This is a genomic window from Pseudomonas sp. PHC1 (assembly GCF_046487845.1).
Taxonomy (GTDB): domain Bacteria; phylum Pseudomonadota; class Gammaproteobacteria; order Pseudomonadales; family Pseudomonadaceae; genus Aquipseudomonas; species Aquipseudomonas sputi.
Map to the genome: position 1 here is coordinate 140693 of NZ_JBJXHJ010000010.1, position 25852 is coordinate 166544.

The 25852-nt window shown below is 62.2% G+C and carries 28 protein-coding genes; 15 read left to right on the plus strand and 13 right to left on the minus strand.

Annotated features, from left to right (window positions below; translation table 11 throughout):
- Nucleotides 1–256: 256 nt before the first annotated feature.
- The 6 genes from rluB to ACKJSM_RS15750 all read right to left on the minus strand — a co-directional run bounded on the left by rluB (nucleotide 257) and on the right by ACKJSM_RS15750 (nucleotide 5185).
- Nucleotides 257–1474 carry a 23S rRNA pseudouridine(2605) synthase RluB gene (gene rluB, locus ACKJSM_RS15725; protein WP_410238204.1) on the minus strand — a complete coding sequence of 406 codons (1218 nt, stop codon included), beginning with the start codon at nucleotides 1472–1474 and terminating at the stop codon, nucleotides 257–259.
- A 154-nt stretch (nucleotides 1475–1628) separates the two neighbouring features.
- Entirely contained in the window at nucleotides 1629–1820 is a 192-nt protein-coding gene (locus ACKJSM_RS15730) for a DUF1289 domain-containing protein (RefSeq protein WP_007958358.1), read from the minus strand.
- A gap of 2 nt (nucleotides 1821–1822) precedes the next feature.
- Nucleotides 1823–2848: an SMC-Scp complex subunit ScpB gene (gene scpB, locus ACKJSM_RS15735; protein ID WP_410238205.1), complete on the minus strand. Its 1026-nt coding sequence runs from the start codon at nucleotides 2846–2848 to the stop codon at nucleotides 1823–1825.
- Between the two features lie 11 nt (nucleotides 2849–2859).
- Nucleotides 2860–3558, minus strand: coding sequence for a segregation and condensation protein A (locus ACKJSM_RS15740; RefSeq protein ID WP_236181677.1), 699 nt, complete (start codon nucleotides 3556–3558; stop codon nucleotides 2860–2862).
- A 120-nt stretch (nucleotides 3559–3678) separates the two neighbouring features.
- A complete protein-coding gene (locus ACKJSM_RS15745) occupies nucleotides 3679–4308 on the minus strand; it encodes an L-threonylcarbamoyladenylate synthase (protein WP_108563655.1) in 630 nt (209 codons plus the stop codon).
- A gap of 13 nt (nucleotides 4309–4321) precedes the next feature.
- Nucleotides 4322–5185, minus strand: coding sequence for a PHP domain-containing protein (locus ACKJSM_RS15750; RefSeq protein WP_236181654.1), 864 nt, complete (start codon nucleotides 5183–5185; stop codon nucleotides 4322–4324).
- An 87-nt stretch (nucleotides 5186–5272) separates the two neighbouring features.
- On the opposite strand from ACKJSM_RS15750, the gene ACKJSM_RS15755 reads away from it, so the two are divergent.
- From ACKJSM_RS15755 to ACKJSM_RS15780, 6 genes are all read left to right on the plus strand, one after another.
- Nucleotides 5273–5869, plus strand: coding sequence for a septation protein A (locus ACKJSM_RS15755; RefSeq protein ID WP_011333003.1), 597 nt, complete (start codon nucleotides 5273–5275; stop codon nucleotides 5867–5869).
- Nucleotide 5870: 1 nt separating this feature from the next.
- The gene (locus ACKJSM_RS15760; protein WP_339489597.1) at nucleotides 5871–6170 is read left to right on the plus strand and encodes a YciI family protein; all 300 of its coding nucleotides are present in this window, start codon (nucleotides 5871–5873) and stop codon (nucleotides 6168–6170) included.
- A 121-nt stretch (nucleotides 6171–6291) separates the two neighbouring features.
- On the plus strand, nucleotides 6292–6702 hold the full coding sequence (locus tag ACKJSM_RS15765) for a translation initiation factor 2 (protein WP_339489599.1): 411 nt from the start codon (nucleotides 6292–6294) through the stop codon (nucleotides 6700–6702).
- 7 nt (nucleotides 6703–6709) lie between these two features.
- On the plus strand, nucleotides 6710–7387 hold the full coding sequence (locus ACKJSM_RS15770; protein WP_007958370.1) for a response regulator transcription factor: 678 nt from the start codon (nucleotides 6710–6712) through the stop codon (nucleotides 7385–7387).
- A 136-nt stretch (nucleotides 7388–7523) separates the two neighbouring features.
- Nucleotides 7524–7973: a Spy/CpxP family protein refolding chaperone gene (locus ACKJSM_RS15775; RefSeq protein WP_236181657.1), complete on the plus strand. Its 450-nt coding sequence runs from the start codon at nucleotides 7524–7526 to the stop codon at nucleotides 7971–7973.
- 67 nt (nucleotides 7974–8040) lie between these two features.
- Nucleotides 8041–9381: a HAMP domain-containing sensor histidine kinase gene (locus ACKJSM_RS15780; RefSeq protein WP_339489605.1), complete on the plus strand. Its 1341-nt coding sequence runs from the start codon at nucleotides 8041–8043 to the stop codon at nucleotides 9379–9381.
- A gap of 5 nt (nucleotides 9382–9386) precedes the next feature.
- On the opposite strand, the gene ACKJSM_RS15785 is transcribed toward ACKJSM_RS15780, so the two are convergent.
- Nucleotides 9387–9953, minus strand: coding sequence for a nitroreductase family protein (locus tag ACKJSM_RS15785; protein WP_410238206.1), 567 nt, complete (start codon nucleotides 9951–9953; stop codon nucleotides 9387–9389).
- Nucleotides 9954–10074: 121 nt separating this feature from the next.
- Here ACKJSM_RS15785 and ACKJSM_RS15790 point away from each other — a divergent pair, with 121 nt between their 5' ends.
- Nucleotides 10075–11529: a TrkH family potassium uptake protein gene (locus ACKJSM_RS15790; protein ID WP_236181660.1), complete on the plus strand. Its 1455-nt coding sequence runs from the start codon at nucleotides 10075–10077 to the stop codon at nucleotides 11527–11529.
- On the opposite strand, the gene ACKJSM_RS15795 is transcribed toward ACKJSM_RS15790, so the two are convergent.
- Nucleotides 11486–12547: an AraC family transcriptional regulator gene (locus tag ACKJSM_RS15795; RefSeq protein ID WP_410238207.1), complete on the minus strand. Its 1062-nt coding sequence runs from the start codon at nucleotides 12545–12547 to the stop codon at nucleotides 11486–11488. The two genes, ACKJSM_RS15790 and ACKJSM_RS15795, sit on opposite strands and share 44 nt — an antisense overlap.
- A gap of 167 nt (nucleotides 12548–12714) precedes the next feature.
- Between ACKJSM_RS15795 and ACKJSM_RS15800 the strand changes: the two genes are divergently transcribed.
- Nucleotides 12715–13026: a DUF962 domain-containing protein gene (locus ACKJSM_RS15800; protein WP_041475173.1), complete on the plus strand. Its 312-nt coding sequence runs from the start codon at nucleotides 12715–12717 to the stop codon at nucleotides 13024–13026.
- A 24-nt stretch (nucleotides 13027–13050) separates the two neighbouring features.
- Nucleotides 13051–13641, plus strand: a complete 591-nt coding sequence (locus tag ACKJSM_RS15805) for an HD domain-containing protein (protein ID WP_236181662.1) — start codon at nucleotides 13051–13053, stop codon at nucleotides 13639–13641.
- A 14-nt stretch (nucleotides 13642–13655) separates the two neighbouring features.
- On the opposite strand, the gene ACKJSM_RS15810 is transcribed toward ACKJSM_RS15805, so the two are convergent.
- Nucleotides 13656–14471, minus strand: coding sequence for a UDP-2,3-diacylglucosamine diphosphatase (locus ACKJSM_RS15810; protein WP_007958385.1), 816 nt, complete (start codon nucleotides 14469–14471; stop codon nucleotides 13656–13658).
- Nucleotides 14472–14603: 132 nt separating this feature from the next.
- On the opposite strand from ACKJSM_RS15810, the gene ACKJSM_RS15815 reads away from it, so the two are divergent.
- Nucleotides 14604–15368: an AraC family transcriptional regulator gene (locus ACKJSM_RS15815; protein WP_410238208.1), complete on the plus strand. Its 765-nt coding sequence runs from the start codon at nucleotides 14604–14606 to the stop codon at nucleotides 15366–15368.
- A 72-nt stretch (nucleotides 15369–15440) separates the two neighbouring features.
- Nucleotides 15441–16334, plus strand: a complete 894-nt coding sequence (locus tag ACKJSM_RS15820) for a DMT family transporter (RefSeq protein WP_410238209.1) — start codon at nucleotides 15441–15443, stop codon at nucleotides 16332–16334.
- On the opposite strand, the gene ACKJSM_RS15825 is transcribed toward ACKJSM_RS15820, so the two are convergent.
- Complete coding sequence (locus ACKJSM_RS15825; RefSeq protein ID WP_236181665.1) at nucleotides 16328–16615, minus strand: SelT/SelW/SelH family protein; 288 nt, start codon at nucleotides 16613–16615, stop codon at nucleotides 16328–16330. The genes ACKJSM_RS15820 and ACKJSM_RS15825 overlap by 7 nt on opposite strands.
- A 71-nt stretch (nucleotides 16616–16686) precedes the next feature.
- On the opposite strand from ACKJSM_RS15825, the gene ACKJSM_RS15830 reads away from it, so the two are divergent.
- The gene (locus tag ACKJSM_RS15830; RefSeq protein WP_410238210.1) at nucleotides 16687–18876 is read left to right on the plus strand and encodes a patatin-like phospholipase family protein; all 2190 of its coding nucleotides are present in this window, start codon (nucleotides 16687–16689) and stop codon (nucleotides 18874–18876) included.
- A gap of 6 nt (nucleotides 18877–18882) precedes the next feature.
- On the opposite strand, the gene ACKJSM_RS15835 is transcribed toward ACKJSM_RS15830, so the two are convergent.
- From ACKJSM_RS15835 to recQ, 3 genes are all read right to left on the minus strand, one after another.
- Nucleotides 18883–20664 (minus strand): FimV/HubP family polar landmark protein, encoded by a 1782-nt coding sequence (locus ACKJSM_RS15835; protein ID WP_410238211.1) that lies wholly within the window; start codon nucleotides 20662–20664, stop codon nucleotides 18883–18885.
- Nucleotides 20665–20791: 127 nt separating this feature from the next.
- The gene (locus ACKJSM_RS15840; protein ID WP_115076960.1) at nucleotides 20792–21226 is read right to left on the minus strand and encodes a MarR family transcriptional regulator; all 435 of its coding nucleotides are present in this window, start codon (nucleotides 21224–21226) and stop codon (nucleotides 20792–20794) included.
- Between the two features lie 132 nt (nucleotides 21227–21358).
- Entirely contained in the window at nucleotides 21359–23488 is a 2130-nt protein-coding gene (recQ, locus tag ACKJSM_RS15845) for a DNA helicase RecQ (protein WP_410238212.1), read from the minus strand.
- Nucleotides 23489–23765: 277 nt separating this feature from the next.
- Here recQ and ACKJSM_RS15850 point away from each other — a divergent pair, with 277 nt between their 5' ends.
- From ACKJSM_RS15850 to ACKJSM_RS15860, 3 genes are all read left to right on the plus strand, one after another.
- Nucleotides 23766–24353 (plus strand): YecA family protein, encoded by a 588-nt coding sequence (locus ACKJSM_RS15850; RefSeq protein WP_007958400.1) that lies wholly within the window; start codon nucleotides 23766–23768, stop codon nucleotides 24351–24353.
- 10 nt (nucleotides 24354–24363) lie between these two features.
- A complete protein-coding gene (locus tag ACKJSM_RS15855) occupies nucleotides 24364–24759 on the plus strand; it encodes a YbaN family protein (protein WP_410238213.1) in 396 nt (131 codons plus the stop codon).
- A 390-nt stretch (nucleotides 24760–25149) separates the two neighbouring features.
- Nucleotides 25150–25527, plus strand: coding sequence for a DUF6124 family protein (locus ACKJSM_RS15860; RefSeq protein ID WP_410238214.1), 378 nt, complete (start codon nucleotides 25150–25152; stop codon nucleotides 25525–25527).
- Nucleotides 25528–25852: the final 325 nt, after the last annotated feature.

Sequence of the window (25852 nt, forward strand, 5' to 3'; positions counted from 1 at the left end):
TTCACGGGACCACGGCGGCTTTTTCGTAAATATTCACTGACAGTGCGTAACGAAAAATTTCCACCCCAGACCGATCGAAGCCGCGCTTGTGATTGACGTTAGCTGCCTAACCATTTGAAAGGCGGTGAGTTTTTTTGTTTTAAAACAAGAAAACACACCCAAAAAAAGAAATAAAAAGTCCAAAAAAAAACGCCAACCCTGAGGTTGGCGTTTCCGTTTTCAGCCTGGAGCTGACCGCTCGAAGCTTACAACGGCCTTATTCCGGCTTCTTGCGACCGAAACCCGGACGCTGGCCGGAACCGGCCGGTGCGCCACGGCGCTTACCCGACGGTTTGTCATCGTCAGCCAGCTTGATGCCTGGACGCTTCGGCGCCGGCTTGGCCGGGCGCTTGGTCTCGGCTGGACGATCGGCCACCGGCGTACCGCGACCTTCGCCACGCTCGGTACGGCCATTGGCCGGACGCGGCGTGCGTGGACCGCGCTCGCCATCCGGGCGCGCTGCCGGCTTGCGACCCGGACGCTCGCCTTCGATCTGCGGCTCGCGGACCGGACGCGAACCGGCGCCAATCGGTGCACCGTTGGCCGGACGCAGGGTACGCACGCGCTCGGTACGGGCCATCGGACGCGACGACTTGCGCTGCATCCGGTCGAGCTTGTCTTTGCTCTTGGCGTTCAGTTGCGGCATGGCCACCGGGGTCAGGCCAACTTCGGCGCTCAGCACGTCGACTTCGTACTGGCTCATTTCGCGCCAGCGGCCCATCGGCAGGTCGGAGTTGAGGAACACCGGACCGAAACGCACGCGCTTCAAGCGGCTGACCACCAGGCCCTGGGATTCCCACAGGCGACGCACTTCACGGTTGCGGCCTTCCATCACCACGCAGTGATACCAGTGGTTGAAGCCTTCGCCGCCCGGTGCCTGTTGAATGTCGGTGAACCGCGCCGGACCGTCTTCCAGCACCACGCCGGCCTTCAGGCGCTCGATCATCTCGTCATCGACTTCACCACGGACACGCACCGCGTATTCACGGTCCATCTCGTAGGACGGGTGCATCAGGCGGTTAGCCAGCTCACCGTCAGTGGTGAACATCAACAGACCGGTGGTGTTGATGTCGAGACGACCGATGTTGATCCAGCGGCCTTCTTTCGGACGCGGCAGCTTGTCGAACACGGTCGGACGGCCTTCCGGGTCGTCACGGGTGCAGATCTCGCCATCGGGCTTGTTGTACATGATGACGCGGCGAACCGACTCGGCGGCTTCTTCACGCTTGATGACCTTGCCATCAATGGTGATGGCGTCGTGCATGTCGACACGCAGGCCGAGGGTGGCGTCTTTGCCATTGACCTTGATCCGGCCCTGGCTGATCCAGGATTCGACGTCGCGGCGCGAGCCGACGCCGATACGGGCGAGGACTTTCTGCAGTTTTTCGCCTGCTGGGCCGATTTCCTGGTCGTCTTTCTGATTGATGTCACTCATCTGGGCACCTCCCGGTGTGGTCTGTTCAGCGGCGCTGAATTGAGCCGCTGAAACGTTGAAATCTGGGTTTTCGGGCGAAGGGATCGCCGAAGGGTCGCGAATCATACGCGGATGTGGCCGCGCGCGCATCAGAGACTAGTCGATCAGGGCAAGGTTATTTCTTTTTCCGCCGACCGGTGGCCCCGAGCTTGATCAGACGCAGCGCGGCTTCGGCCAATACAGTGCGCTTGTCGTCCTTGTCGAGTTTCTTCCAGGCCCTTATCTCGCGCTTGCTGCGGCCGCAGCCGAGGCAGATGTCGTCGCTGAACTTGCAGACGCTGATGCACGGATCCTTGGTCGAGCTCATGCTCAATCCTCGAACTCGCGGCGTTCGGCTTCGATGGCTTCGGCCAGGGCGCGGGCTTCGGCTTCTTCTTCGCTCAATTCTTCCTCGGCAGCAGGTTGTGGCGCAGGCTGTTCAAGCCGGGCGACGGCGGCCAGCAGTTTTTCCCGGGCTTCGGCCACGCCGAGTACATCGTCTTCCTGCTCGGGCTCAGGCTCAAATTCAGACTCACTCTCAGTCTCAAATTCAGGCTCAAATTCAGGTTCTGGCTCATCCTCCTCCGGCGGCTCGACCGGATCGGATTCCACCCCACCCGGCAGCGATTCGCCGTCCACCCCGTCACGCAGCAAGTCGTCGAAGTCGGTCTTGATCCCCTCCTCCATGCTGTCCAGCTCCAGCAGCAGCGTATGGAAACTGGTTTCCTCCTTCGGTTCTTCCGGCTCGGCGCTGGCGTCGGCCAGTTCCTGCAAGCCCGGCGGCACGGGAGCGTCGTCGAAGTCGAGCACCGGATCCGCCTCGATCTCGCGCAGCTCGGCCAGCGGCGGCAGGTCGTCGAGGTTCTTCAGGTTGAAGTGGTCGAGAAACGCCTTGGTGGTGGCGAACATCGCCGGTTTGCCCGGCACGTCACGGTAGCCGACGATGCGGATCCACTCGCGCTCGATCAGCGTCTTGACGATGTTGGTGTTGACCGCCACGCCCCGCACGTCCTCGATCTCGCCCCGGGTGATCGGCTGGCGATAGGCGATCAGCGCCATGGTTTCCAGCAGCGCGCGGGAATAACGCTGCGGACGCTCCTCCCACAAGCGACCAACCCACGGCGCGAACTTCTCGCGGATCTGCAGGCGATAGCCGGACGCGACTTCCTTGAGCTCGAACGCCCGGCCCTCGCAGGACTTGCCAAGCAGGGTCAGGGCTTTCTTGAAGACCGGCGGTTCCGGGCGCTCACCCTCTTCGAACAATTCATACAGGCGCTCCAGGGATTGCGGCTTTCCCGAGGCCAACAGAAAGGCTTCAAGCAGGGACGCCAGCTCGCGGGGTTCAGTCAGGTTCATATCGGGACTCGTTATTCGGCTCGGGCTCGCACGTGGATCGCGGCGAACGGCTCATTCTGCACCAGCTCGATCAGGGATTCCTTGACCAGTTCAAGGATCGCCATGAAGGTCACCACCACCCCGAGCTTGCCCTCCTCGGCGGTGAACAGCTCGACGAACGGCACAAAGCCGCCGCCCTTGAGCCGCTCCAGCACGTCGCTCATGCGCTCGCGGGTGGACAGCGCCTCGCGGCTGACCTGATGGCTTTCGAACATGTCGCCGCGGCGCAGCACTTCGGCCATGGACATCAGGATTTCCTCCAGCGCCACGTCCGGCAACAGCTTGCGCGCGCGGGCTTCCGGGGCGTCGAGCTTGGGCACGATCACGTCGCGACCGACCCGGCTCAGGCCATCGATGCCTTCAGCAGCAGCCTTGAACCGCTCGTACTCTTGCAATCGACGGATCAGCTCGGCACGCGGGTCCTCCTCTTCGTCCTCGACGGTTTCGGCTCGGGGCAGCAGCATCCGCGACTTGATCTCGGCCAGCATCGCGGCCATCACGAGGTATTCGGCGGCCAGTTCCAGGCGCACCGACTGCATCAGTTCGACATAGCCCATGTATTGACGGGTGATTTCCGCTACCGGGATGTCGAGAATGTTGATGTTCTGTTTGCGAATCAGGTACAGCAGCAGGTCGAGCGGGCCTTCGAAGGCTTCAAGGAAGACTTCCAGCGCGTCCGGCGGGATGTACAGATCCAGCGGCATTTCCGTGACCGCCTGGCCATAGACCATGGCAAACGGCAGTTCCTGCTGGGCACCGGCCTGGGGATCAACGGTTTCCACTGCGGACATTCAGGCCTCGACCATGAATGGAGCCGGATCGCCGCAACCGACGCGGATCACTTCCGGATCATCGCCCGTGAGGTCGATCACGGTGGAGGCCTTGATGCCGCCGGAACCGCCGTCGATGATCAGGTCCACCTGATGCTCGAGCAACTGGCGCATTTCGTACGGATCGCTCAACGGGTCTTCATCGCCCGGCATGATCAGGGTCACGCTCATCAGCGGCTCGCCCAGTTCGGCCAGCAGCGCCAGCGCGATCGGATGACTCGGCACCCGCAGTCCGATGGTGCGCTTCTTCGGATGCAGCAACAGGCGCGGCACTTCGCGGGTGGCGTTGAGAATGAAGGTGTACGGTCCCGGCAAATGGGCTTTGAGGATTCGAAACGTCCCGGTGTCGATCTTGGCGTAATTGCCCAGTTGCGACAGGTCGCTGCAGATCAGCGCGAAGTTGTGTTTTTCGTCGAGCTGGCGCAGGCGTCGAACGCGCTCGATGGCGTTCTTGTCGCCGATCTGGCAACCGATTGCGTAGGAGGAGTCCGTTGGATAGACCACCACCCCGCCCTTGCGGATGATCTCGACCGCCTGTTTGATCAGGCGCGCTTGCGGGTTTTCCGGATGAATCTGGAAAAATTGACTCACATTCTCTACCTGTTCAGACGGCGGCAATAACTGGGTCATGTTTGAATCGACCCCACAGGGGTGGAAGGTCCTCCGGCACCGGCCGGTACTGGCCGATCTCGGACCAGCCACCAGGGCCATGGAAATCACTGCCGGCGCTGACCAGCAGACCGAACTCACGGGCAAGGATCGCGAGGCTGCCCACCTGTTCCGCAGGCTGATGACCATTGACCACTTCGATCGCCTGCCCGCCCGCTTGAATATAGTCGGCAATCAGCTTTCGGCGCTTGCTGCGGGTGAAATCGTAGTGCCACGGATGCGCCAGGCTGACCCAGGCCCCGGCGGCGCGCAGCGTGCCGACAGTGTCTTCAAGGGTCGGCCAGTGCAGCTTGACGTCTCCCAGCTTGCCGGCGCCGAGCCATTTGCGAAACGCCTCGGCGCGATCCTTTACAAAACCTTCACGCACCATCCAGTCGGCGAAGTGCGGACGGGCCGGCGCGTTGCCGCTGTCGCCCAATTCCTGCTGGATCTGCCGCGCGCCGTCGAGCGCATTCGGCATGCCCTTGAGGGCGAGCTTGCGGCTTATTTCTTCTGACCGCAGCCAGCGGCCGTCGTGCAACTTAGCAATCGCCTCGACCAACGGCGCGGCATTGACGTCGAAACCGTAGCCGAGCACATGAATGGTCGCCCCGCCCCAGGTGCAGGACAGTTCGACGCCGTTGACCAGTTGCATGCCCAGCGCCTCGGCGGCCGTGCGCGCTTCGGCGAGGCCTTCAAGGGTGTCGTGATCGGTCAGGGCCAGGACTCGCACGCCGTTCTCGAACGCACGCGCAACCAGTGCCGCAGGCGCCAGGGCGCCATCGGAGGCCGTGCTGTGGCAGTGCAAATCAACATTCACGGGGATGTGTTACCTCAAATCAGCTGGCGCTATCGCGCGCCCATATGTTTGTTATTATGCCGCCACATCCAGCTTCTGGCTCTCACTGTGAAACAATTCATCGATTTCATCCCGCTTCTGCTGTTCTTCATCGTCTACAAACTCGATCCACGCACCGTCGATGTTGCCGGCCATGAACTGACGGTAGGCGGCATTTACAGTGCCACCGCCATGCTGATCATCAGTTCCCTGGTGGTGTACGGCGCGCTTTTCATCAAGCAGCGCAAGCTGGAGAAAAGCCAGTGGCTGACCCTGATCGCCTGCCTGGTATTCGGCAGTCTGACTCTGGCCTTCCACAGCGAAACCTTCCTGAAATGGAAGGCGCCGGTGGTCAACTGGCTGTTCGCCCTGGCCTTCATCGGCAGCCATTTCATCGGTGACCGCCTGCTGATCAAGCGCATCATGGGCCACGCGCTGACCCTGCCGGATCCGGTCTGGACCCGACTGAACATCGCCTGGATCGCCTTTTTCCTGTTCTGCGGGGCCGCCAACCTGTTCGTCGCTTTCACCTTCCAGAGCATCTGGGTGGACTTCAAGGTGTTCGGCAGCCTGGGCATGACCGTGCTGTTCCTGGTCGGTCAGGGCATCTACCTGTCCCGTCACCTGCACGACGCCGATACCACAACGCCAAAAACCGAGGACTGACATGCTCTACGCCATCATTGCCACCGACGTTGCCAACTCTCTGGACGCCCGTCTCGCCGCACGTCCGGCACACCTTGAACGCCTGCAGGTGCTCAAGGGCGAAGGCCGCATCGTGCTGGCCGGCCCGCACCCGGCGGTCGACAGCAATGATCCGGGCGCAGCAGGTTTCAGCGGCAGCCTGATCGTCGCCGAATTCGATTCCCTGAGCGCGGCGCAAGCCTGGGCCGATGCCGACCCGTTCGTCACCGCCGGCGTCTACGCCAGTGTTGTCGTCAAGCCGTTCAAGCAAGTCCTGCCGTAACCTCCCCCGCAAAAGCCCTCCGCGCGATGAACCTTGTCGGTTCATCGCGCTCTCAATCGCTCATTATTCTCGTTTGCCGGCCGACAACCTGCCCAATATCCATTTGGAAACAGGAGTCGCGATGCGCAAGGGTCCGTTGTGTCTGATGTTGGTCACGTTGTCGATCATGGCGCCCGCCCATGGTGAAGAAACCACCGAGGGCGGCAGCTCCACGCCGCTTTCATTGAGCGCCGGCAGTCAGATCACCGAGTTGCAGCAGCGCCTGAAGGCCAGTGAGCAGCAACGGGAAGAACTGAGCAAACAACTGCAAAATGCCGACAACACCCGCGAAAGCGCCCAGCTCGCCCGGTTGCGCCAAGAGAACCAGCGCCTGAAGCTGCAACTCAAGGAAGCCCAGGCCAGTCCGCTGCCGCGCCTGCTGACCGAACAGCAGCAATGGTTCGTCACCGGGGCCGGGGTAGCGCTATTGGCGCTGCTGTGCGGTATCTTTGCCAGTGGAGCAAGCCGAAAACGTCGGCAATGGCTAAATTGAGTGAGTCATGAGCGAGCTGTTACTGATTGATGATGACCAGGAGTTGTGTGAACTCCTGAGTAGCTGGCTGAGCCAGGAAGGCTTTCAGGTCCGGGCCTGCCACGATGGTCAGAGCGCCCGCAAGGCGCTGGCCGAAACCGCGCCGGCGGCTGTGGTGCTGGACGTGATGCTGCCCGACGGCAGCGGTCTGGAACTGCTCAAGCAACTGCGCAGCGATCACGCCGACCTGCCGGTGCTGATGCTCTCGGCGCGGGGCGAGCCGCTGGACCGGATCCTCGGCCTGGAACTGGGCGCCGACGATTATCTGGCCAAACCCTGCGATCCGCGTGAACTGACCGCCCGCCTGCGCGCCGTGCTGCGCCGCAGTCATCCAGCCGCCGTGTCGACCCAGCTCGAGCTGGGCGACCTGAGCTTCAGCCCGGTGCGCGGCGTGGTCAGCATCGACGAAAAGGAATTCACCCTCACCGTCTCCGAAAGCCGCCTGCTCGAAGCCCTGCTCAAGCAACCGGGCGAGCCGCTGGACAAACAGGAACTGGCGCAGATCGCCCTCGGTCGCAAGCTGACCCTGTACGACCGCAGCCTGGACATGCACGTCAGCAACCTGCGCAAAAAGATCGGCCCGCACCCCGACGGTCGCCCGCGCATCGTGGCCCTGCGCAGCCGTGGCTACTACTACAGCCTCTGAACGTCTGTCAGTTTTGTCAGGTCGGCGCGAAAACGTGTTTACCCAAGCTTTACACAGCGCTGACCGCCGCTGACCTTGATCTCCGTAATCTGTACTCATCCGGAACGTACCGGGAACGAGACAAAGGAGATTCACCATGCGCAAGACTCTTATCGCTCTGATGTTTGCCGCCGCCCTGCCGACCGTCGCCATGGCCATGCCACAGGATGATGGCCCGATGGGTGGCCCGCTGGACGGCCCGCGCCATGGCGGTCAGATGCACGGCATGCACGGCAAAGGCCCGTACAGCCAGCTGGACCTGTCCCGCGAACAGCGCGAGCAGATCCGCAAGATCATGGGCGAGCAGATGCACGAACGTAAGCAGACGGTTGAAAAATACCTGGAGAAACTCTCGCCAGCCGACCAGAAAGCCATGAAGGACGAGATGGCGGCCAACCACAAGAAAGCCGAATCCGATGTCCGCGCCGTCCTGAAACCGGATCAACAGAAGAAATTCGACGAGATCCAGAAGAAACAGGCAGAGCGTCGCGCCGAATGGGCCGAGTTCAAAGCCTGGAAAGCGCAACAGCCGCAAAAGGCGCAATAATGTTCTAGCGTTACGCCCCGACCCAACGGCTCACCGCCGTTGGGTTTTCTTTGTTTGAGGATTTTCTGTGCGTTCATTGTTCTGGCGTATCCTCGCCAGCTTCTGGCTGGCCATCGCTCTGGTTGCAGGGCTTTCCATTCTGTTGGGGCACATGCTCAACCAGGACGCGTGGATCCTCAGCCGCCATCCGGGCCTTAACACCCTGGCCGCCGAATGGACGCAGACCTACGAAGCCCAGGGCGAAGACGCCGCCCAGGACATCCTCGAACAGCGCAAGCGCCAGTACCACATCGACGTGCAAGTACTGAACGAAACCGGCGACCCGGTGGTGCGCGGCACCTTCCCCCGGCGTGCGGCAGCCTTCGAGGCGCGGCAGCACAACGACGACCGACGCCTGCCCTGGCGCCGTCTGACCGACGAATTCACCAGCGACAAAAGCGGCGACACCTACCTCTTCATCTATCGCATCCCGCACCCGGAACTCGACGCCTGGCACCGCGAAAGCCTGCTCTGGCCGTTGAGTGCACTGGGCATCGCGCTGGTGGTGCTGACCCTCTTCAGCCTGCTGGTGACGTTCTCCATCACCCGCCCGCTCAGTCGCCTGCGCGGCGCGGTGCACGACCTCGGCCAAACCACCTATCAGCAAAACAGTCTGGCGCAACTGGCCAACCGTCGCGATGAATTCGGCGTGCTGGCCAATGACTTCAACCGCATGGGTGCACGCCTGCAAAGCCTGATCGGCAGTCAGCGCCAGTTGCTGCGCGACGTCTCCCACGAATTGCGTTCACCGCTGGCACGGCTGCGCATCGCCCTGGCCCTGGCCGAACGGGCAAGCCCCGAAGAACGGGAAAAACTCTGGCCGCGCCTGACCCGCGAGTGTGATCGCCTGGAAGCGCTGATCAGTGAAATTCTGGTACTGGCGCGGGTCGATGCCGACAACGCCAGCGCCGAAGAAGTGGATCTGAATGCCTTGCTCGCCACCCTGCAAAAAGACGCGCAACTCGGCTCGCCGGAGCAGACCGTGCGCCTGGAGACCGAGCCCGCGCTCACGCTGACCGGCTGGCCGACCATGATCGAACGCGCCGTGGACAACCTGCTGCGCAATGCCCAGCGTTTCAACCCGGTCGGGCAGGCAATTGAAATGCAGGCGTCACGTCAGGGCGAGCGGATCGTGGTCAGCGTGCGTGACCATGGGCCGGGGGTGCAGGCCGAGCATCTGGGCCAGTTGGGCGAACCGTTTTATCGGGCGCCGGGGCAGACCGCTGCCGGGCATGGCCTGGGACTGGCGATTGCCCGACGGGCGGCGGAGCGGCATGGCGGGACGCTGTTACTGGCCAATCACCCACAGGGCGGGTTTGTGGCCAGTCTTGAATTGCCGCTGGTGCCGGGGGCTGTTGTTCAGCCCTGATGGTGTCAGGCCTTTGCTGGCCAGGCGCTGACAAACTCAGCCAGATCAACCTTCTCGGCCACCCGCGGTTCTTTCTGCGGCGTGCCGAGGTACAGAAAGGCGATCACTTCCTCGTCATCCGTCAGGCCCAAACCCTTGGCGACATGTTTCGAGTACGCCAGATCACCGGTGCGCCACACTGCGCCAATCCCCTGCGCGTAAGCCGCCAGAAGAATGCCATGAGCGGCACAGCCTGCGGCCAGCAACTGCTCGGCCTTCGGGTATTTGACGTGATCCTGCAATTTCGCAATCACCACGACCACCAGCGGCGCCCGCAGCGGGCCGTTGCGCGCTTTGTCGATCATCGCTTCGGTGACTTCGCCTTCCTGCATTTGCGCCGCTTGCGCCAGCAACTCGCCCATCTGCTCACGCGCCTCGCCTTCGACGGTCAGGAAGCGATACGGCTGCAAATGGCCGTGATCCGGTGCGCGGGTCGCGGCGGCAAACAGCACTTCGCGCTGTTCGGCGGTGGGGGCCGGATCGATCAGTCGTGGAACGGAAACACGGTTGAGCAAAGCGTCGAGAGCCTGCATCGGCCACCTCCTGAAAAAAATGTCCGGCTATTCTAGCTGCAAGTGATCCAGACGCGTCGGTTTACATGCCTTGCACCGCAGGTAGAATGGCGCCCTTCCCACATCAGCCCGAGCGGACTTCATGGCGTTGCCGACCTTACGGATCATTGGTTTCATCATCGGCATCTTCCTGATCACTCTGGCCATCGCCATGGTCGTGCCCATGGCCACCCTGGTGATTTTCGAACGCACCGGCGATCTGCCGTCGTTCCTCTGGGCAAGCATGATTACCTTCGTCGCCGGCCTCGCGCTGGTGATTCCCGGTCGTCCGGAACAGATTCACCTGCGCCCCCGCGACATGTACCTGCTGACCGTCAGCAGCTGGCTGGTGGTGTGCATTTTCGCCGCGCTGCCGTTTTTGCTGACCCAGCACATCAGCTACACCGACTCGTTCTTCGAAAGCATGTCCGGCATCACCGCCACCGGAGCGACCGTGCTCAACCGCCTGGACGACATGTCCCCCGGCATCCTGATGTGGCGCTCGCTGCTGCACTGGATCGGCGGCATCGGCTTCATCGGCATGGCGGTGGCAATCCTGCCGCTGCTGCGCATCGGTGGCATGCGACTGTTCCAGACCGAGTCCTCGGACCGTTCGGAAAAGGTCATGCCCCGCTCGCACATGGTGGCGCGGCTGATCGTGGCGGCCTACGTCGGCATCACGATTCTCGGCAGCCTGGCGTTCTGGTGGGCCGGAATGAGTCCGTTCGATGCGATCAACCACGCGATGTCGGCGATTTCCACCGGCGGGTTCTCGACCTCGGACCAGTCCCTGGCCAAGTGGACGCAACCGGCGGTGCACTGGGTAGCGGTGGTGGTGATGATTCTCGGCAGCCTGCCGTTCACCCTGTACGTGGCGACCCTGCGCGGCAATCGTCGGGCGCTGATCAAGGATCAGCAGGTGCAGGGCTTGCTCGGGATGTTGCTGGCGACCTGGCTGGTGCTCGGCACCTGGTACTGGTGGACCACCAACCTGCATTGGCTGGAGGCGCTGCGGCATGTGGCGCTGAACGTGACGTCGGTGGTCACCACCACGGGCTTTGCGCTGGGCGACTACAGCCTGTGGGGCAACTTTTCGCTGATGCTGTTCTTCTATCTGGGCTTCGTCGGTGGCTGTTCCGGTTCGACGGCAGGCGGGATCAAGATTTTCCGTTTCCAGGTCGCCTACATCCTGCTCAAGGCCAACCTTAACCAACTGATTCACCCGCGCGCGGTGATCAAGCAGAAGTACAACGGTCATCGCCTCGACGAAGAAATTGTCCGTTCGATTCTGACCTTTTCGTTTTTCTTCGCGATCACCATCTGCGTGATCGCCCTGCTGCTGTCGCTATTGGGCGTGGACTGGATGACCGCACTGACCGGCGCCGCCAGCACCGTGTCCGGCGTCGGCCCGGGTCTGGGCGAGACCATCGGCCCGTCCGGCAACTTCGCCAGTCTGCCGGATGCGGCCAAGTGGATCCTGTCGTTCGGCATGCTGCTCGGCCGACTGGAGATCATCACGGTGTTTGTATTGTGTATTCCGGCATTCTGGCGTCATTGATCGCCTTCGGCGCGTCGAGCAGGCGCGCCCGGTAATCGCCAGGCGTGGTGTCGAACCAGCGGCGGAAGGCGCGAAAGAAATTGCTTGGATCGGCAAACCCCAGCAGATAGGCAATCTCCAGCAAAGTCATGCTCGGCTGCGCCAGATATTGCTCGGCCAGTTCGCGGCGGGTGTCGTCGAGCAACTGCTGAAAACTGGTGCCCTCCTCCTGCAAACGACGTTGCAAGGTGCGCTGCGACAAGTGCAGGGTCTGCGCCACCGTGTCGCGCTTGGGTTCGCCCTGCGGCAGCAGGCGGCACAACACCTGACGCGCCTTGTGGGTCACGCGGCTTTCGGAAAACCGCGCCAGATACTCCCCGGCGAACCGGTCGTGCAGCAGCGCCATCGCCTCGTTGGCGGTGGGCAGCGGCGCTTCCATGTCGGCCCGTTCGAAGATCAGCGCGTCGTACGGCGCATTGAACACCAGCGGTGCATGGAAGGCTTGTTTGTAAGGTTCAAGATCATCCGGCTCATCGCCCTGCACCAGCACCTTGCGCGGGTGCAGCGTGCGCCCGGTCAGCCAGCCGCACAGCGCCAGCGCGCAGGCCAGCGAGGCTTCGGCACTCTGGCGGGTCGGCGGCAGATGATCGCCGTGCACCGTCAGGATCAGCGCATAACCTTCGTCGAGCAGGCGAAAACTCAGGTCGGCACTTTCGGCGATGATTCGCTGATAACGCACCAGTCGCTGAAAACCTTCCGCCAGCGTATTGCTGGACATCAGCGCATAACCCGCGACATGGAACGACGCCGGCCGCACCACCTTGCCCATGTTCAGGCCGATCGCCGGATTGCCGGACAGTTCGACCGCCCGTTGCCAGAGTCGGGTCATGGAGTCCTGTGGGAAGCGTGCATCCGGATCCTCCAGCGCCGCGTAGTCGAGCCCCAGCTGTCTGAACAGAACCCGGCAATCCAGGCCGTCCATTTCCAGTGCCTTGACAATCCCCATCGCCCAGCTTGCAGAAGTCGTTCTTTCGCTCATGGCGTTTTTTCTTGGATGACATGGTGAGCCGCATACTACGGCCGATTTCCCAAGGATAGTAAAGTGGCGCCGATTGTCACTGGCCGACGCCATTGATCACTCTAGACTCAAATAAGCTACCCGCCGAACAACTTGCAATCAGAACAATAACCACAGAGATCGCAGTCGTGGAAACCCTCAAGCCTTTCAACAGCTTCGCCGAGTTCTATCCGTATTACCTCAGCGAGCACAGCAACAGCACCTGCCGTCGCCTGCATTTCATCGGCACGACGCTGGTGATCTTCATTCTCGCCCTGACCATCGCCAAGGGCGCCTGGCTGCTGTTGCTCGCCCTGCCGCTGGCCGGCTACAGCTTTGCCTGGGTCGGCCATTTCTTTTTCGAGAAAAACCGCCCGGCCACCTTCCAGCACCCGTTCTACAGCCTGCTTGGCGATTTCGTCATGTACCGCGACATGATCCTGGGCCGCGTGCCGTTCTAAAAACTCCGACCAAGAGGACTGCCGATGAATGCCACGGCCCGTTTCACCCACATGAAGGACGGCACCCAGGAAGACTGGGCGATCATCGCGGCGGATTTCAGCGCCTACGCCCGCCAACTGCCGGGACGGATCGTGGCGCACCTGAAACTGCTCGAAGGCGATTTCGGCGGTTTCCCGGTGGATCGCCTGACCCACTCGCTGCAAACCGCCACCCGCGCCTTTCGCGACGGGCGCGACGAGGAATACGTGGTCTGCGCCCTGCTCCACGACATCGGCGACACCCTCGGCTCCTACAATCACCCGGACATCGCCGCCGCCATTCTCAAGCCGTTCGTCAGCGCCGAGAACCTGTGGATGGTGGAAAAGCACGGGATCTTCCAGGGCTACTACTTCTTCCATCACCTGGGCATGGATCGGCACCTGCGCGAACAGTTCAGCGATCACCCGCAGTTTCTGCCGACCGCGGAGTTCTGCGCCAAATATGACGCGGCGGCGTTCGATCCCGAGTACGACACCCTGCCGCTGAGCTTCTTCGAGCCGATGATGGAAAGGCTGTTCGCCCAGCCAAAAAATTCGATTTACAAGGCGGCGATGGAAGAGCACGCCCCGGCCTGAGTTGATTTGAAGACTCAGGCCAGCTCGGCAACCTTCGCCGCTTTCAGTTCGGCCTCTCGCGCCTGTGCATCCGCCAGGCGATACAGTTCGATCGTGCCGTCCCAGTGTTCGATCAGCGCCGTGCACGACTCCACCCAGTCGCCACAATTGAGGTAATCCACCTCGCCGACCTTGCGGATCTCGGCGTGGTGAATGTGCCCGCAGACCACCCCGTGCAATTCGCGCTTGACGCATTCGTGGGCGATGGCTTCTTCGAAGTCGCTGATGAAGCTGACTGCGGTCTTCACCTTGTGCTTGAGATAGGCCGACAGCGACCAGTAGCCGTAGCCGTATTTCGCCCGCCAGTGATTGAGCCAGCGGTTGAGGGTCAGGGTGAATTCATAGGCCGAATCGCCGAGGAACGCGAGCCAGCGGTGGTAACGGGTGATCACGTCGAACTGGTCACCGTGAATCACCAGCAGGTGCCGGCCATCGGCGGTGACGTGCACGGCTTCGTCGACCAGCTGGATATTGCCCAGAATCAGTTTTGAATAGCGGCGCAGAAACTCATCGTGGTTGCCGGTGACGTAGATCACCTCGGTGCCGCGCTTGCTCATGGTCAGCAAGCGGCGGATCACGTTGGTATGCGCCTGGGGCCAGTACATGCCACCGCGCAGTTTCCAGCCGTCGATGATATCGCCCACCAGATAGATCTTGTCGGCGTGATAGCCCTTGAGAAACTGCGACAGGTGCTCGGCCTGGCAATCCCGCGTGCCCAGGTGCACATCGGAGATCCACAGGGTGCGCACCCGTTGTTTACGGCTGGGTCTGGCGAGCTCGGCGCTGGTCATGGGCAACCCTCTGCGATGTTTTCGCCACTGTGCACGTGTCCGGTGAATCGACCATGACAGGCGTACGTCAGTCTTGTGACAAACGCCTCGCCCCCGCGCCGGTGTAGACTGGCGGCTCGCCCGGAGACCGCCATGCAACCGATCCTGACCCTGCGCCATTACAGCCACGACCTGATCACCCACAGCCACGACCACGCCCAACTGGTGTTCGGCCTGTCCGGCGCGCTGGAATTCGAAGTCGAAGGGCGCGGCAGCCAGGTGTTGCAGCAGAGCTTCGTGGTGATCCCCGCCGGCGCGCATCATGCGTGCGGCAGTCCCAACGGCAGCCGCTGTCTAGTGCTGGATGTGCCCGACGAGCAATGGCTGACACGTTCGCTGGGTGATCACGCCGATGCCAGCCGTCGCCTGCTGGACAACGCCGCGCGGTTGTCGCTGGATGCCGGGCAAGGTCAATTGGTCAACTGGCTGGCGAACATTCCGGTAGACGATCCGTTGATCGCGCAACAGGGCGCGGTGCTGTTGCTGGCGAGCCTGAACCACGCGCCACCCACCGAGATCGTCGCGCGCCGCCTGCCCTACGCGGCACTCGATGCGCACATCGAGCAGTACGCGGCCTATCCGCTGCAAGTCGCGGATCTGGCACGCGTCGCCGGATTGTCCAGCGCCCGATTGCATGCGCGATTCGTCGCCGAATGCGGGCAAACGCCGATGGACTACATTCGCAGTCGCCGGCTGCATAAAGCCGTGGCGCTGTTGCGCAACACCACGCTGCCCGTCGGTGAAGTGGCCAGCCGTGTCGGCTACAACTCGCAAAGTGCCTTCGCGGCCGCCGTCCTGCGTGAATTCGGTACCTCTCCTACACAATTGCGACGCGAGGCTGACGACAAAAGCCGATAGCCTGCCGACAGACTTCTGCGCCGTGACACGCTTCAATGTGTGCCTGAAATGGTGTTTGGAAAAAGGACTGCAATGACTCCCCGTACCGCCCTTGGCGCTCTCCATATCGGCGCACTGATGTTCGGCCTGACCGGCGTCTTCGGCAAACTCGCGGCTGCGACGCCCGCCGTCATCGTGTTCGGCCGCGCCGCGTTTGCCGTGCTGGCCCTGGCATTTTTCGCCCGCTTCGCTCGACAGGGCGGCTGGCAGAAGCTGCAGGCCGTGGACTGGCGGCGACTGGCCCTGAGCGGCGTGCTGCTGGCCGGGCACTGGGTGAGTTTCTTCATCGCGGTCAAGGTCGCGGGCGTCGCCATTGCGACCCTGGGCTTCGCCAGTTTCCCGGCCTTCACGGTAATCCTCGAGGGGCTGATTTTCCGCGAACGCATCCGCGTCAACGAAATCGTGTTGGTGGCGCTGGTCAGTGTCGGGCTGGTGCTGGTGACCCCCGCGTTCGATCTGGCCAGCGGCGCGACCAACGGCCTGCTCTGGGCGATCCTGTCCGGCCTGCTGTTTTCCCTGCTGTCCCTGACCAACCGCGCCAGTTCCGGGCGCATCCCGGCGGTGCAGGCAGCGCTGTGTCAGAACGTGGTGGTGGCGTTGTTTCTGCTGCCGGTGGCGGCGCCGCAACTGAGCGAAGTGCGGGCCATCGACTGGTTGTGGATCGGTCTGCTCGGGGTGTTCTGCACCGGTGTTGCCCACAGTCTGTTCGTCGCCAGCCTGGCGGTGATCAAGGCGCGCACCGCCGCAGTGGTGTTCGCCATGGAGCCGGTGTACGGGATTACCGTGGCGTGGCTGCTGTTCGATGAAGATCCGACCCTGCGCATGCTGATCGGCGGCGCGCTGATCATCGTTGCCATCGTGGTGTCGAGCCGGATGTCAGGCAGCAGCGACAAGAAAACCGTCGCGGCCGAAGCGGCGTCTCACTGAGTTCGGTCGTTGTGGCCGAGGTCGCGCTCAGGATCGATCTGATCGCGCACTCGCTGCTTGAGCACCTTGGCCTCCGGGAAACCGCCATCGGCCTTGCGCTCCCAGATCTGCACATCGTTGCAGATGATGTGGAACACCCCGCCGGTGCCCGGCACCAGTGACACTTTGCCCAAATCGTCGCCGAAGGTGCTGAGCAGCTCTTGCGCGAGCCACGCGGCGCGCAATAGCCATTGGCACTGCGTGCAATAAGTGATGACGATTTCCGGTTTTGTGGCAGTCATGATCGCTGAAACTCCTGAGCCAGAGGGCGCCGCTATAATAGCCGGCTTTATCGCTCGCCCCGAGACTCACGATGCGTCGTCTTCTGATCTGCCTGTTGCTTGGTTTCCTGCCGTTGCTCGTCCATGCCAGTGAGGCAACACGCCCGAAAGTCGGTCTGGTGCTATCCGGTGGCGCGGCCCGTGGGCTGGCACACATCGGTGTGCTCAAGGCCCTGGAAGAACAAGGCATCAAGATCGATGCGATTGCCGGCACCAGTATGGGCGCGGTGGTCGGCGGGCTGTACGCCTCGGGGTACAAGATCGACGAGCTGGAAAAACTCGCCCTGACCATCGACTGGCAACAGGCATTGTCCGACGCCCCGCCACGGGAAGATGTACCGTTTCGGCGCAAGCAGGACGACCGCGACTTTCTGGTGAAACAGAAACTGAGCTTTCGTGACGACGGCAGCCTCGGCCTGCCGTTGGGCGTGATTCAAGGCCAGAACCTCGCACTGCTGCTGGAAAGCCTGCTGGCCCACACCAGTGACACCCGGGATTTCGACAAACTGCCCATCCCGTTCCGTGCCGTGACCACCGATATTGCCAGCGGCGAAAAAGTGGTGTTCCGCAAGGGCCATCTGCCGCAAGTAATCCGCGCCAGCATGTCGATCCCGGCGGTGTTCGCCCCGGTCGAACTCGACGGTCGATTGCTGGTGGATGGTGGCATGACCGACAACATTCCCCTCGATGTGGCCCGTGAAATGGGCGTCGACGTGGCCATCGTGGTCGACATCGGCACCCCGCTGCGCAATCGCAAGCAACTGGTGACCGTGGTCGATGTGCTGAACCAGTCGATCACCCTGATGACCCGGCGCAACTCCGAAGAACAACTGGCGAGCCTCCATCCCGACGACGTGCTGATCCAGCCGCCGCTGGCCAGTTTCGGCGCCACCGACTTCGGTCGAGGCCAGGAGATGATCGACGCCGGCTACCGAGCAACCAAGGCTCTGGACGTGCGCCTCGCCCGCCTCAAACCCCTGCAGTCGCAGGACGCCGAGCTCAATGCCGCTCGAGCGCCGGGCCAGCGCACGCCGATCATCACCGCGATCAAGGTCGAGAACGATTCGAAAGTCGGCGATGACGTGATCCGCTACTACATCCGCCAGCACATCGGCGCACCACTGGACCTGGGCCGCCTGCAAACCGACATGGGTACCCTGTACGGACTCGATTACTTCGAGCAGGTGCAATACCGCGTGGTGCACAAGGGCGCGGATCACACGCTGGTGATCCGCGCCCGCGGCAAACGCACCGGCACCGATTACCTGCGGGTCGGCCTCAACCTGTCGGATGACATGCGCGGCGACAGCGCCTTCAACCTCGGCGCCAGTTACCGCATGAACGGCATCAACCGCCTCGGCGCGGAATGGCTGACCCGGGCGCAGATCGGCGATAGACAAGAGTTGTACAGCGAGTTCTATCAACCACTGGACGTGGGCTCTCGCTACTTCGTCGCGCCTTATGCATCGTTTGCCGCACAGAACGTCGACTCGGTGCTGGACAACGATCCGATCGCCCAGTATCGCGTCGAACGCTACGGCTTCGGCCTCAACTTTGGCCGGCAGATCGGCAACAGCGGCGAAGTCCGTTTCGGCGTCGGCGAAGCCTGGGGCAAGGCGGATGTGCGGATTGGCGATCAGGATCTACCGAGCGAAAACTTCAACGAAGGGTTCTATGCGCTGAAGTACTCGTTCGATTCGCTGGACAACGTCTACTACCCCCACGAAGGCGAAGACATCGGCCTGACGCTGGTGCAGTTCGAGCCGAGCCTGGGTTCCGACACACGCTACCGGCAGTGGGAATTCAAACTGGACAAGGCCATGAGCAGTGGCCCGGACACGCTGATTCTGGGTGGCCGTTACGGCCGTACGCTGGACGATGCCAATGTGGTGACGTCCAGTTTCCTGCTTGGCGGCGCCCGGCAATTGTCCGGTTTCCGCGAAGACGCGATCTCCGGACAAAACGTCAGTCTGATGCGTGCGGTGTATTACCGCCGCCTCACCCCGCGTTCGTACCTGCCGCTGGACTTCCCGCTGTACGCCGGTGCCTCGCTGGAACGTGGCCGGGCATGGAACAACGACAACGCGTTCGACAGCGGCTACATCAACGCCGCCAGCGTGTTCATCGGCTTCGATACGCCACTGGGGCCATTGAATTTCAGCTATGGCCTGAACGATGCGGATGAACAGGCGGTGTACCTGAACCTCGGCCAGACCTTCTGACAGCGGTCAGCGAATCCCCGCCAACAGCGTGCGCGCCGTTTGCTTGAGGGGTTCGTCGGCTTCCTTGAGCAGTTCGTTGAGCAAGGCAATGGCGCTGTCGAGATCACCGTCGTCGATGCAGGTCTGGGCCTGTTCGAGTTTGCCGGCGTTGGCGGCGTCCGAGGGTTCGGGTTCCAGGGCATGCAGCGCCAGTGGTTCCAGCGACAGCGTCGAGCCGGGATCGCCAAACTCGTTGAGAAAGTCCTCGTCCAGCGGCTGCGCTTCAGGTTCGGCGATCCACTCCAGTTCGGCGGTCTCGGCATCGTCGGTCAGGGTTTCCGGCAATTCGAAATCCTGTGGCAATACCTGCAGATCGGAACCCAGTGTTGATGGGGCCTGTTCGGGTGCAGGGCGAGTTTCCTCAAGATCCCAACTGGAGGCCATCGAGAGCTGATCCAGGTTCAGCTCGAAATTGTCTTCGGCTACCGGCTCCAAAGGCGCGCAGGGTTCGATCGGCAGCGTAGCAATCACTGGGACTGCCGCAACTGCAGGTGCGGCGCTGACCAGTTTCGGATAGCGGGCGCGAATGTCCTGCAAGCGCTGATCCTCGACCCCGAGCTGGCGCAGGTGGCTTTCCTGCTCGTCATAGGCCGGCGTTTCGCCTTGACGCCCCAGCACTTCGAGCAACTGCACGCCAAGGTCGATGCGCTCCGGCTCCCGCTGCAACGCATCGCGCAACAGACCGGCGGCCTCGCCCAAGCGTCCGTAAGCCAGATAAATGCCGACCGCTTCCAGCACATCGCCGCTGGCGTGCTCCTCGCGATCCTCGACAGCACTTTGAGCGGTGCTCGGCTGCATCGGCTCGACGTCGTCGACCGGGGGTGCGTTTGGTATTGGCAGGAACGGCATCGGCGCCTCAGCCCCCTGCGCCTGCTGGCGTTGCCGACGCACGTACAGCCCCGCCACCAGCAATCCCAATAACAGCAGCAGCCCGCCGAGCAGCGGCCAGTTGAGTGAATCCTCTTGCGCCTCGATCGGGGCAATGACCGGTGCCGGCACAGGCGCCACGGGGGCCGCGGGGGCCGCGGATACGGGGGGCGCCTGTTGCACTTCAATCAGACGGGCCTGCACATCACCGAGCTGTTTCTTGCCGTCAGCGATCAGCACTTCCTGGGCCTGAAGCTTCACGTTCAATTCATCGATGGTTTTTTGCAGTTGCTGGTTCTGCACAAGGCTCGCCGCCAACTGCTCGGCCTGCGCGTCGGCGACCGGGGCCGGTGGCTGGACCGGCGCAGCAGGTTTGGCCGGCGTTGTTGTGGAGGGAGCCTCGGGGGTGGGGAATTCCGACGATTGCGCACGCACATCCGGTTCGTCGGTGGCCGGGACAATACCCGGCGAACCCGGCGGGTCGATCAATACGGTGTATTCGCGCAGCAGGTGGCCATTGGGCTGATCGAGCCGCACCAGGAAATTCAGAAAGGGTTCGTTGACCGGTTTGCTGGACGTCACCCGGATCATGTTGCGATTGCCGCGCAGGATCGGGGTGAATCTGAGGTCATTGAGAAAGAACACGCGCTCGACACCGGCGCGGCCAAACTCGTCCGCCGAGGCCAGACGGACCGCCAGTTCGCTTTCGCTGAGGCCCCCGACATCCACCAGGGCAATGTCAGCCTTGAGCGGCTGATTGAGGGCTGAATGCACAGTGATCTCACCGAGCCCCAGCGCCAATGACGCGGTGGACCAGGTGAGAACACCCGCCACCAACAACGAGTTGGCGCAACGCAGTACCACGTGCCGACTTCCGAGCATGAGCATCCCTTAAATAAGCAAAACCGACTTCTATGGGTTCGCACATCCGGTACGAACACGATATTGCCCAGTAGTTCTTATAGTCTGCCCAGCGCGATCCCTCAAAAAAACGGCACGCGGTTATGCCTCAAGACTTTTCCAGGTTAGCCAGAATGTGCCCGTGAACCCGCATGCACACCTTCATATCGGCCTCATCGATGCCTTCGAACAACTCCTTGCGCAGTTGCGTGGCAATGGTTTCGATCTGTTCGATCAACGGAAGGGCCGGTGCGCACAGCACGATTTTTTTCGCCCGGCGATCTTCCATCACGGACTGGCGTTGCACCAGGCCTTGGCTTTCCAGGCTGTCAAGCAGACGGGCCAGGGTCGGCCCTTCGACGCCGACGCTTTGCGCCAGCTCCCGTTGGGTCGGCGCCTCTTCAAAACGCGCCAGGTGCAGCAGCACCAGCCAGCGTGCCTGGGACAACCCCAGGCCGGCCAGCCGGCGATCCAGTTCGGCACGCCAGCCGCGAGACATCTGGGCCAATTGCATGCCAAAGCGGTGTTGATCGGTTAACGGCATAAGACACTCATGATCAGACTGAAGAAATAGAGAAAAACTAATTATTAGTCAGCTAAGCATGACATTTGCCTATAGGCAAGAGCCGTCCTGTACTGAATCGTTACAACCGTAACGGTTGGCACAAACGCCCTCTTACATTTCAAACTCCGATTGCAGCGCAGCCCGCACGCAATACAGCACGCCTTCCGGTACACGACCGGCAAACAGCTCGGCCACTTCCGCGACCGACGGCAACTCGCCTTCGCCGTCGAGGAACGCGTCCTGGACTTCGCCCATCAGGTCTTCCGGCAGATCCAGCGCCTGTTCCAGCGACAGCTGCTGCTTGCCGATGGCTTCGGCGAGCAGGGTGTAGACGTTCTTTTCCGAGCACTGCAACTGACCGGAGATCTGCAACGGCGTCATGCCGGCGCGGGCCAGGGTGATCAGCTCGTGGCGCACGTCGGCCACCACTTTCGGCGCCTCGGCCTCGCCGCCGAGCACTTCGAGGAAGGCCTCGCCGTAACGCTCCAGCTTGCGTGCGCCGACACCGCTGACCCGGGCCATGTCCGCCAGCGAGGTCGGCTGGCTGCGGAGCATTTCCAGCAAGGTCGAGTCGGGGAAGATGACGTACGGCGGCACGCCGTGTTCTTCCGCCAGTTTGCGCCGCAGGGCACGCAACGCTTCCCACTGTTCGCGTTCCTCAAAGCGCACCAGCTGGCTGGCCTGGCTCTTGCTGCCGCTCTTGGCGGTGACTTGCGGCTTGAGGTCGCGGCGCAGTTCCAGGCTCACTTCGCCCTTGAGCAGCGGTCGGCAAGTGTCGCTCAGGCGCAGCCCACCGTAGCCTTCGTGATCGACATCGGCCAGGCCGCGAGCAACCAACTGCCGGAACAACGAGCGCCATTCGCTCTCGCTCAACGCCTTGCCGACCCCGTACACCGACAGGTGCTGATGGCCGAAGCTGCGGACTTTTTCGTTGTCCTTGCCCAGCAGCACGTCCACCAGATGGCCGACGCCGTAACGCTGGCCGGTGCGATAGATCGCCGACAGTGCCTGACGCGCAGGCTCGGTAGCGTCCCAGGTTTGCACGCCGTCGGTGCAGTTGTCGCAGTGACCGCACGGCTCGGGCATGTCTTCGTCGAAATACGCCAGCAGCGCCTGACGACGGCAGCGGGTTTCCTCGCAGAGCGAGAGCATGGCGTCGAGCTTGTGCTGCTCCAGACGCTTGTGGCGCTCGTCACCCTCGGAGTTCTGCAGCATCTGCTTGAGCATCACCACGTCTTGCAGACCGTAGGCCATCCACGCGTCTGCCGGCAGGCCGTCACGGCCGCCGCGTCCGGTTTCCTGGTAATACGCCTCAAGGGATTTCGGCAGGTCGAGGTGAGCGACGAAGCGCACGTTGGGTTTGTCGATGCCCATGCCGAAGGCCACGGTGGCGACCATGATCAGGCCTTCCTCGTTGAGGAAGCGCTTCTGGTGATAGGCGCGCAGATCGTTGGGCAGACCGGCGTGGTACGGCAGCGCCGGGAAGCCTTGTTCAGTCAGAAACGCGGCCACCTCCTCCACCTTCTTGCGCGACAGGCAGTAGACAATGCCGGCGTCGCTGCGCCGCTCGGCCAGGAACGCCAGCAACTGCTTGCGCGGCTGCTCCTTGGGCACGATGCGGTAAAAGATGTTCGGCCGGTCGAAGCTCGACAGGAAACGCTCGGCGTTCTGCAGGTGCAGGCGAGTGACGATTTCTTCGCGGGTACGCTTGTCGGCGGTGGCGGTCAGGGCGATGCGCGGCACGTCGGGGAACATTTCCGCCAACTGCCCCAATTGCAGGTATTCCGGGCGGAAGTCATGGCCCCATTGCGATACGCAGTGCGCTTCGTCAATGGCGAACAGTGCGATGTTCAAGCCTTGCAGAAACGACAGCATGCGCGGCTGCACCAGACGCTCCGGCGCCAGGTAGAGCATTTTCACTTCGCCGCGCTTGATCCGGCTGGCGAGGTCACGCTGTTGTTCGGCACTCAAGGTGGAGTTCAACGCGGCGGCGGCAACGCCCAGCTCTTCGAGGGTGGCGACCTGATCGTCCATCAGCGCGATCAGCGGCGACACCACCACCGCCAGGCCGTCGCGCAGCAGCGCCGGCACCTGGAAGCACAGGGACTTGCCACCGCCGGTCGGCATCAGGACAAGGGCATCACCGCCACTGGCCACGCGCTCAATGATTGCACCCTGACGGCCACGGAAACTGTCGTAGCCGAAGATGTCCTTGAGGACGCGTTGAGCCTGTTCGAGCATAAAAACTCCAAAAATCCACCGAAACATCCCTGCACAGGCTGGTTCAAGACAGCCGAGGCTGCTTTAAACAAAACGTAAGGGCGCATTGCATGACGCCGTACAGATTCAGCCGCGACGCCGGCAGGGATCGCAAAGCGCGGCAGTATACCCGAGCCCTCCCCGGCAAAGGGCACCGCCGATAAGAAGCTTGTACGGGCAAATCTGCCGTGCGGCTGGCTTGAGGGCTCAAGAAGGCCTAGAATTCCCGCATTGTTTATTCCCCCAAGGTAGCCCTTTAATGTCCTTCGCCGAGCAACTAACCCGCCTGCAAGTCTTCCTCGACGCCGACGAGCTGCATGAAGAGGCGCTGGACTACGTGGCCGCTCACGGTTACCTGACCGCGCTGTCGATCTGCGCCGACGTGGTGCCGGACCGTGAGTGGATCGACGCCCTGTTCGCCGAAGAGCCGCATTACAGCAGCGAAGCCCAGCGTGAAGAAATCGAAGCCACGCTGATCGGCCTCAAGGCCCACATCGCCCGCCAACTGGCGTCGGATGAAGAATTCGAGCTGCCGTGCGAACTCGACCTGGGCGACGACCCGGACGATTCCGAACTGCGCGGCTGGTGCATCGGCTTCATGGAAGGCGTGTTCCTGCGCGAAGCGGCCTGGTTCGAAACCGCCGAAGAAGAAGTCAGCGAAATGCTCCTGCCGATCATGGTCGGTTCGGGCCTGTTCGACGAACAGCCCGAGTTCGAAGACATCGCCAAGGACGCCAACCTGATGGACGACATGATCGTCCAGATCCCGGAAGCCCTGACCGCGCTGTACCTGCTGTGCCAGGCGCCCGACGAAAAGCCGGCGATCCTCAAGCCACGTCACCACTAAGATCCGGCCTATGGACAACCCCATAGGCAACCGCCCCCTGATACTGCGCTACAGCCTGCTGGCCATCGGCTGGCTGAGCGTGGCATTAGGGGTGATCGGAATTTTCCTGCCTGTTCTCCCCACCACTCCCTTCCTTCTGCTGGCAGCCGCCTGCTTTGCCCGCAGCTCTCCGCGTTTCTATCAATGGCTGGTCGAGCATCCCCGGCTCGGGCCATGGATCCGCGATTACCTCGACGGCAACGGCATACCGCTCAAGGGCAAGGTCTACGCGATCGGGCTGATGTGGGCGAGCATTCTGTTCTCGTGCTACCTGGTGCCGCTGGTGTGGGCGCGGGGGTTCATGCTGACCAGTGCGGTTTTGGTGACGGTTTATATCTTGCGGCAGAAGACGTTGCGTAAGTCCTGACAAGGGGCGATGGCGCAACTCAGTCCTTTCAACCTGACACCCAGTTGAATCATGTTTAAGAACATGTCCGCAAAGCCACGCGACCTTGCGCCATTGCCTACGCATCCGCCAGAATCCGCCGGCTTGTGCGCCTTGGGGGCGGGTTCTATCGTTTGGCGGTCGCTGAAAAACAGCGATCGGGTTTAGCGATCCGACTCCCTACAGACGCAACAATTGCCCAATCCCGATTGCAGTCTCTTCTCTGCACTTGGCGTAATGGTGGCTGTGCGTGGGAGACCTTCGGGTCTACCCGGGGTTTCTGTGACCCGGATCGCTAACCTGCGTACAGCCGCCACCTTTACTTGTTTAGCGATGAGTCGTGGCGGCTAAATCCAATCACGGAGATTCGCCATGATCAAACCAACGCCAAACCCGCCTGAAACCGACACAACCTCGCCCTACGAAACCCTCGATTCCAAGAAATTCCACGAAGCCGCCGAGCGCGCCCTCGATCATTACCTCAATCCCCTGCTCCCCCGAAAACCGCTGCTCAAACCCAACACCCGCTACCTGATCGCCCCCGGAATCGACAGTGAAGAACTGCTGGCCGACGCCTGCGAAACCCTGACTTCGGCCAAGGTCATGGCCAATGACTTCGCCGGGTTGGTGGATGGCCCGCAGCGGCATGTGCTGTTGGGGATTGCGCAGTTGATCATGCTGGGGGAGCTGGCGGTGAACCGGGTGCTGGATAATCTGGAAGTGAAGGCCGAGGCGCCTGCTGTGGCTTGATCGCCGCCTGATCGTTCCCACGCTATGCGTGGGAATGCCTCAATGGACGCTCTGCGTCCGCTGTTTGGGACGCGGAGCGTCCCGGGCTGCATTCCCACGCGGAGCGTGGGAACGATCTACGCGCAAAGAAAAACCCGCCGTCCCGTTTGATCGGGGCGGCGGGTTTTGTCGTTTCAGCTCCGGTTTACACCGTATCCACCTTCAACGAATGATCATTCAACATCCCGTTGATGATCGTCGCCGTATCGTGCCCGCTGGCGATCAAGCCCCCCGCCCCCGGTGTCACGCCATAGTGGCTGGCCAGGTTGACGCCGGCCAGGTCGAT

What these genes read in the sequence shown, in the direction of transcription:
- rluB (WP_410238204.1), bottom strand. Translation starts at nt 1,474, where the DNA reads ATGAGTGACATCAATCAGAAAGACGACCAGGAAATCGGCCCAGCAGGC.
- ACKJSM_RS15730 (WP_007958358.1), bottom strand. Translation starts at nt 1,820, where the DNA reads ATGAGCTCGACCAAGGATCCGTGCATCAGCGTCTGCAAGTTCAGCGAC.
- scpB (WP_410238205.1), bottom strand. Translation starts at nt 2,848, where the DNA reads ATGAACCTGACTGAACCCCGCGAGCTGGCGTCCCTGCTTGAAGCCTTT.
- ACKJSM_RS15760 (WP_339489597.1), top strand. Translation starts at nt 5,871, where the DNA reads ATGCTCTACGCCATCATTGCCACCGACGTTGCCAACTCTCTGGACGCC.
- ACKJSM_RS15765 (WP_339489599.1), top strand. Translation starts at nt 6,292, where the DNA reads ATGCGCAAGGGTCCGTTGTGTCTGATGTTGGTCACGTTGTCGATCATG.
- ACKJSM_RS15770 (WP_007958370.1), top strand. Translation starts at nt 6,710, where the DNA reads ATGAGCGAGCTGTTACTGATTGATGATGACCAGGAGTTGTGTGAACTC.
- ACKJSM_RS15775 (WP_236181657.1), top strand. Translation starts at nt 7,524, where the DNA reads ATGCGCAAGACTCTTATCGCTCTGATGTTTGCCGCCGCCCTGCCGACC.
- ACKJSM_RS15785 (WP_410238206.1), bottom strand. Translation starts at nt 9,953, where the DNA reads ATGCAGGCTCTCGACGCTTTGCTCAACCGTGTTTCCGTTCCACGACTG.
- ACKJSM_RS15790 (WP_236181660.1), top strand. Translation starts at nt 10,075, where the DNA reads ATGGCGTTGCCGACCTTACGGATCATTGGTTTCATCATCGGCATCTTC.
- ACKJSM_RS15795 (WP_410238207.1), bottom strand. Translation starts at nt 12,547, where the DNA reads ATGAGCGAAAGAACGACTTCTGCAAGCTGGGCGATGGGGATTGTCAAG.
- ACKJSM_RS15805 (WP_236181662.1), top strand. Translation starts at nt 13,051, where the DNA reads ATGAATGCCACGGCCCGTTTCACCCACATGAAGGACGGCACCCAGGAA.
- ACKJSM_RS15810 (WP_007958385.1), bottom strand. Translation starts at nt 14,471, where the DNA reads ATGACCAGCGCCGAGCTCGCCAGACCCAGCCGTAAACAACGGGTGCGC.
- ACKJSM_RS15815 (WP_410238208.1), top strand. Translation starts at nt 14,604, where the DNA reads ATGCAACCGATCCTGACCCTGCGCCATTACAGCCACGACCTGATCACC.
- ACKJSM_RS15820 (WP_410238209.1), top strand. Translation starts at nt 15,441, where the DNA reads ATGACTCCCCGTACCGCCCTTGGCGCTCTCCATATCGGCGCACTGATG.
- ACKJSM_RS15825 (WP_236181665.1), bottom strand. Translation starts at nt 16,615, where the DNA reads ATGACTGCCACAAAACCGGAAATCGTCATCACTTATTGCACGCAGTGC.
- ACKJSM_RS15830 (WP_410238210.1), top strand. Translation starts at nt 16,687, where the DNA reads ATGCGTCGTCTTCTGATCTGCCTGTTGCTTGGTTTCCTGCCGTTGCTC.
- ACKJSM_RS15835 (WP_410238211.1), bottom strand. Translation starts at nt 20,664, where the DNA reads ATGCTCGGAAGTCGGCACGTGGTACTGCGTTGCGCCAACTCGTTGTTG.
- ACKJSM_RS15840 (WP_115076960.1), bottom strand. Translation starts at nt 21,226, where the DNA reads ATGCCGTTAACCGATCAACACCGCTTTGGCATGCAATTGGCCCAGATG.
- recQ (WP_410238212.1), bottom strand. Translation starts at nt 23,488, where the DNA reads ATGCTCGAACAGGCTCAACGCGTCCTCAAGGACATCTTCGGCTACGAC.
- ACKJSM_RS15850 (WP_007958400.1), top strand. Translation starts at nt 23,766, where the DNA reads ATGTCCTTCGCCGAGCAACTAACCCGCCTGCAAGTCTTCCTCGACGCC.
- ACKJSM_RS15855 (WP_410238213.1), top strand. Translation starts at nt 24,364, where the DNA reads ATGGACAACCCCATAGGCAACCGCCCCCTGATACTGCGCTACAGCCTG.
- ACKJSM_RS15860 (WP_410238214.1), top strand. Translation starts at nt 25,150, where the DNA reads ATGATCAAACCAACGCCAAACCCGCCTGAAACCGACACAACCTCGCCC.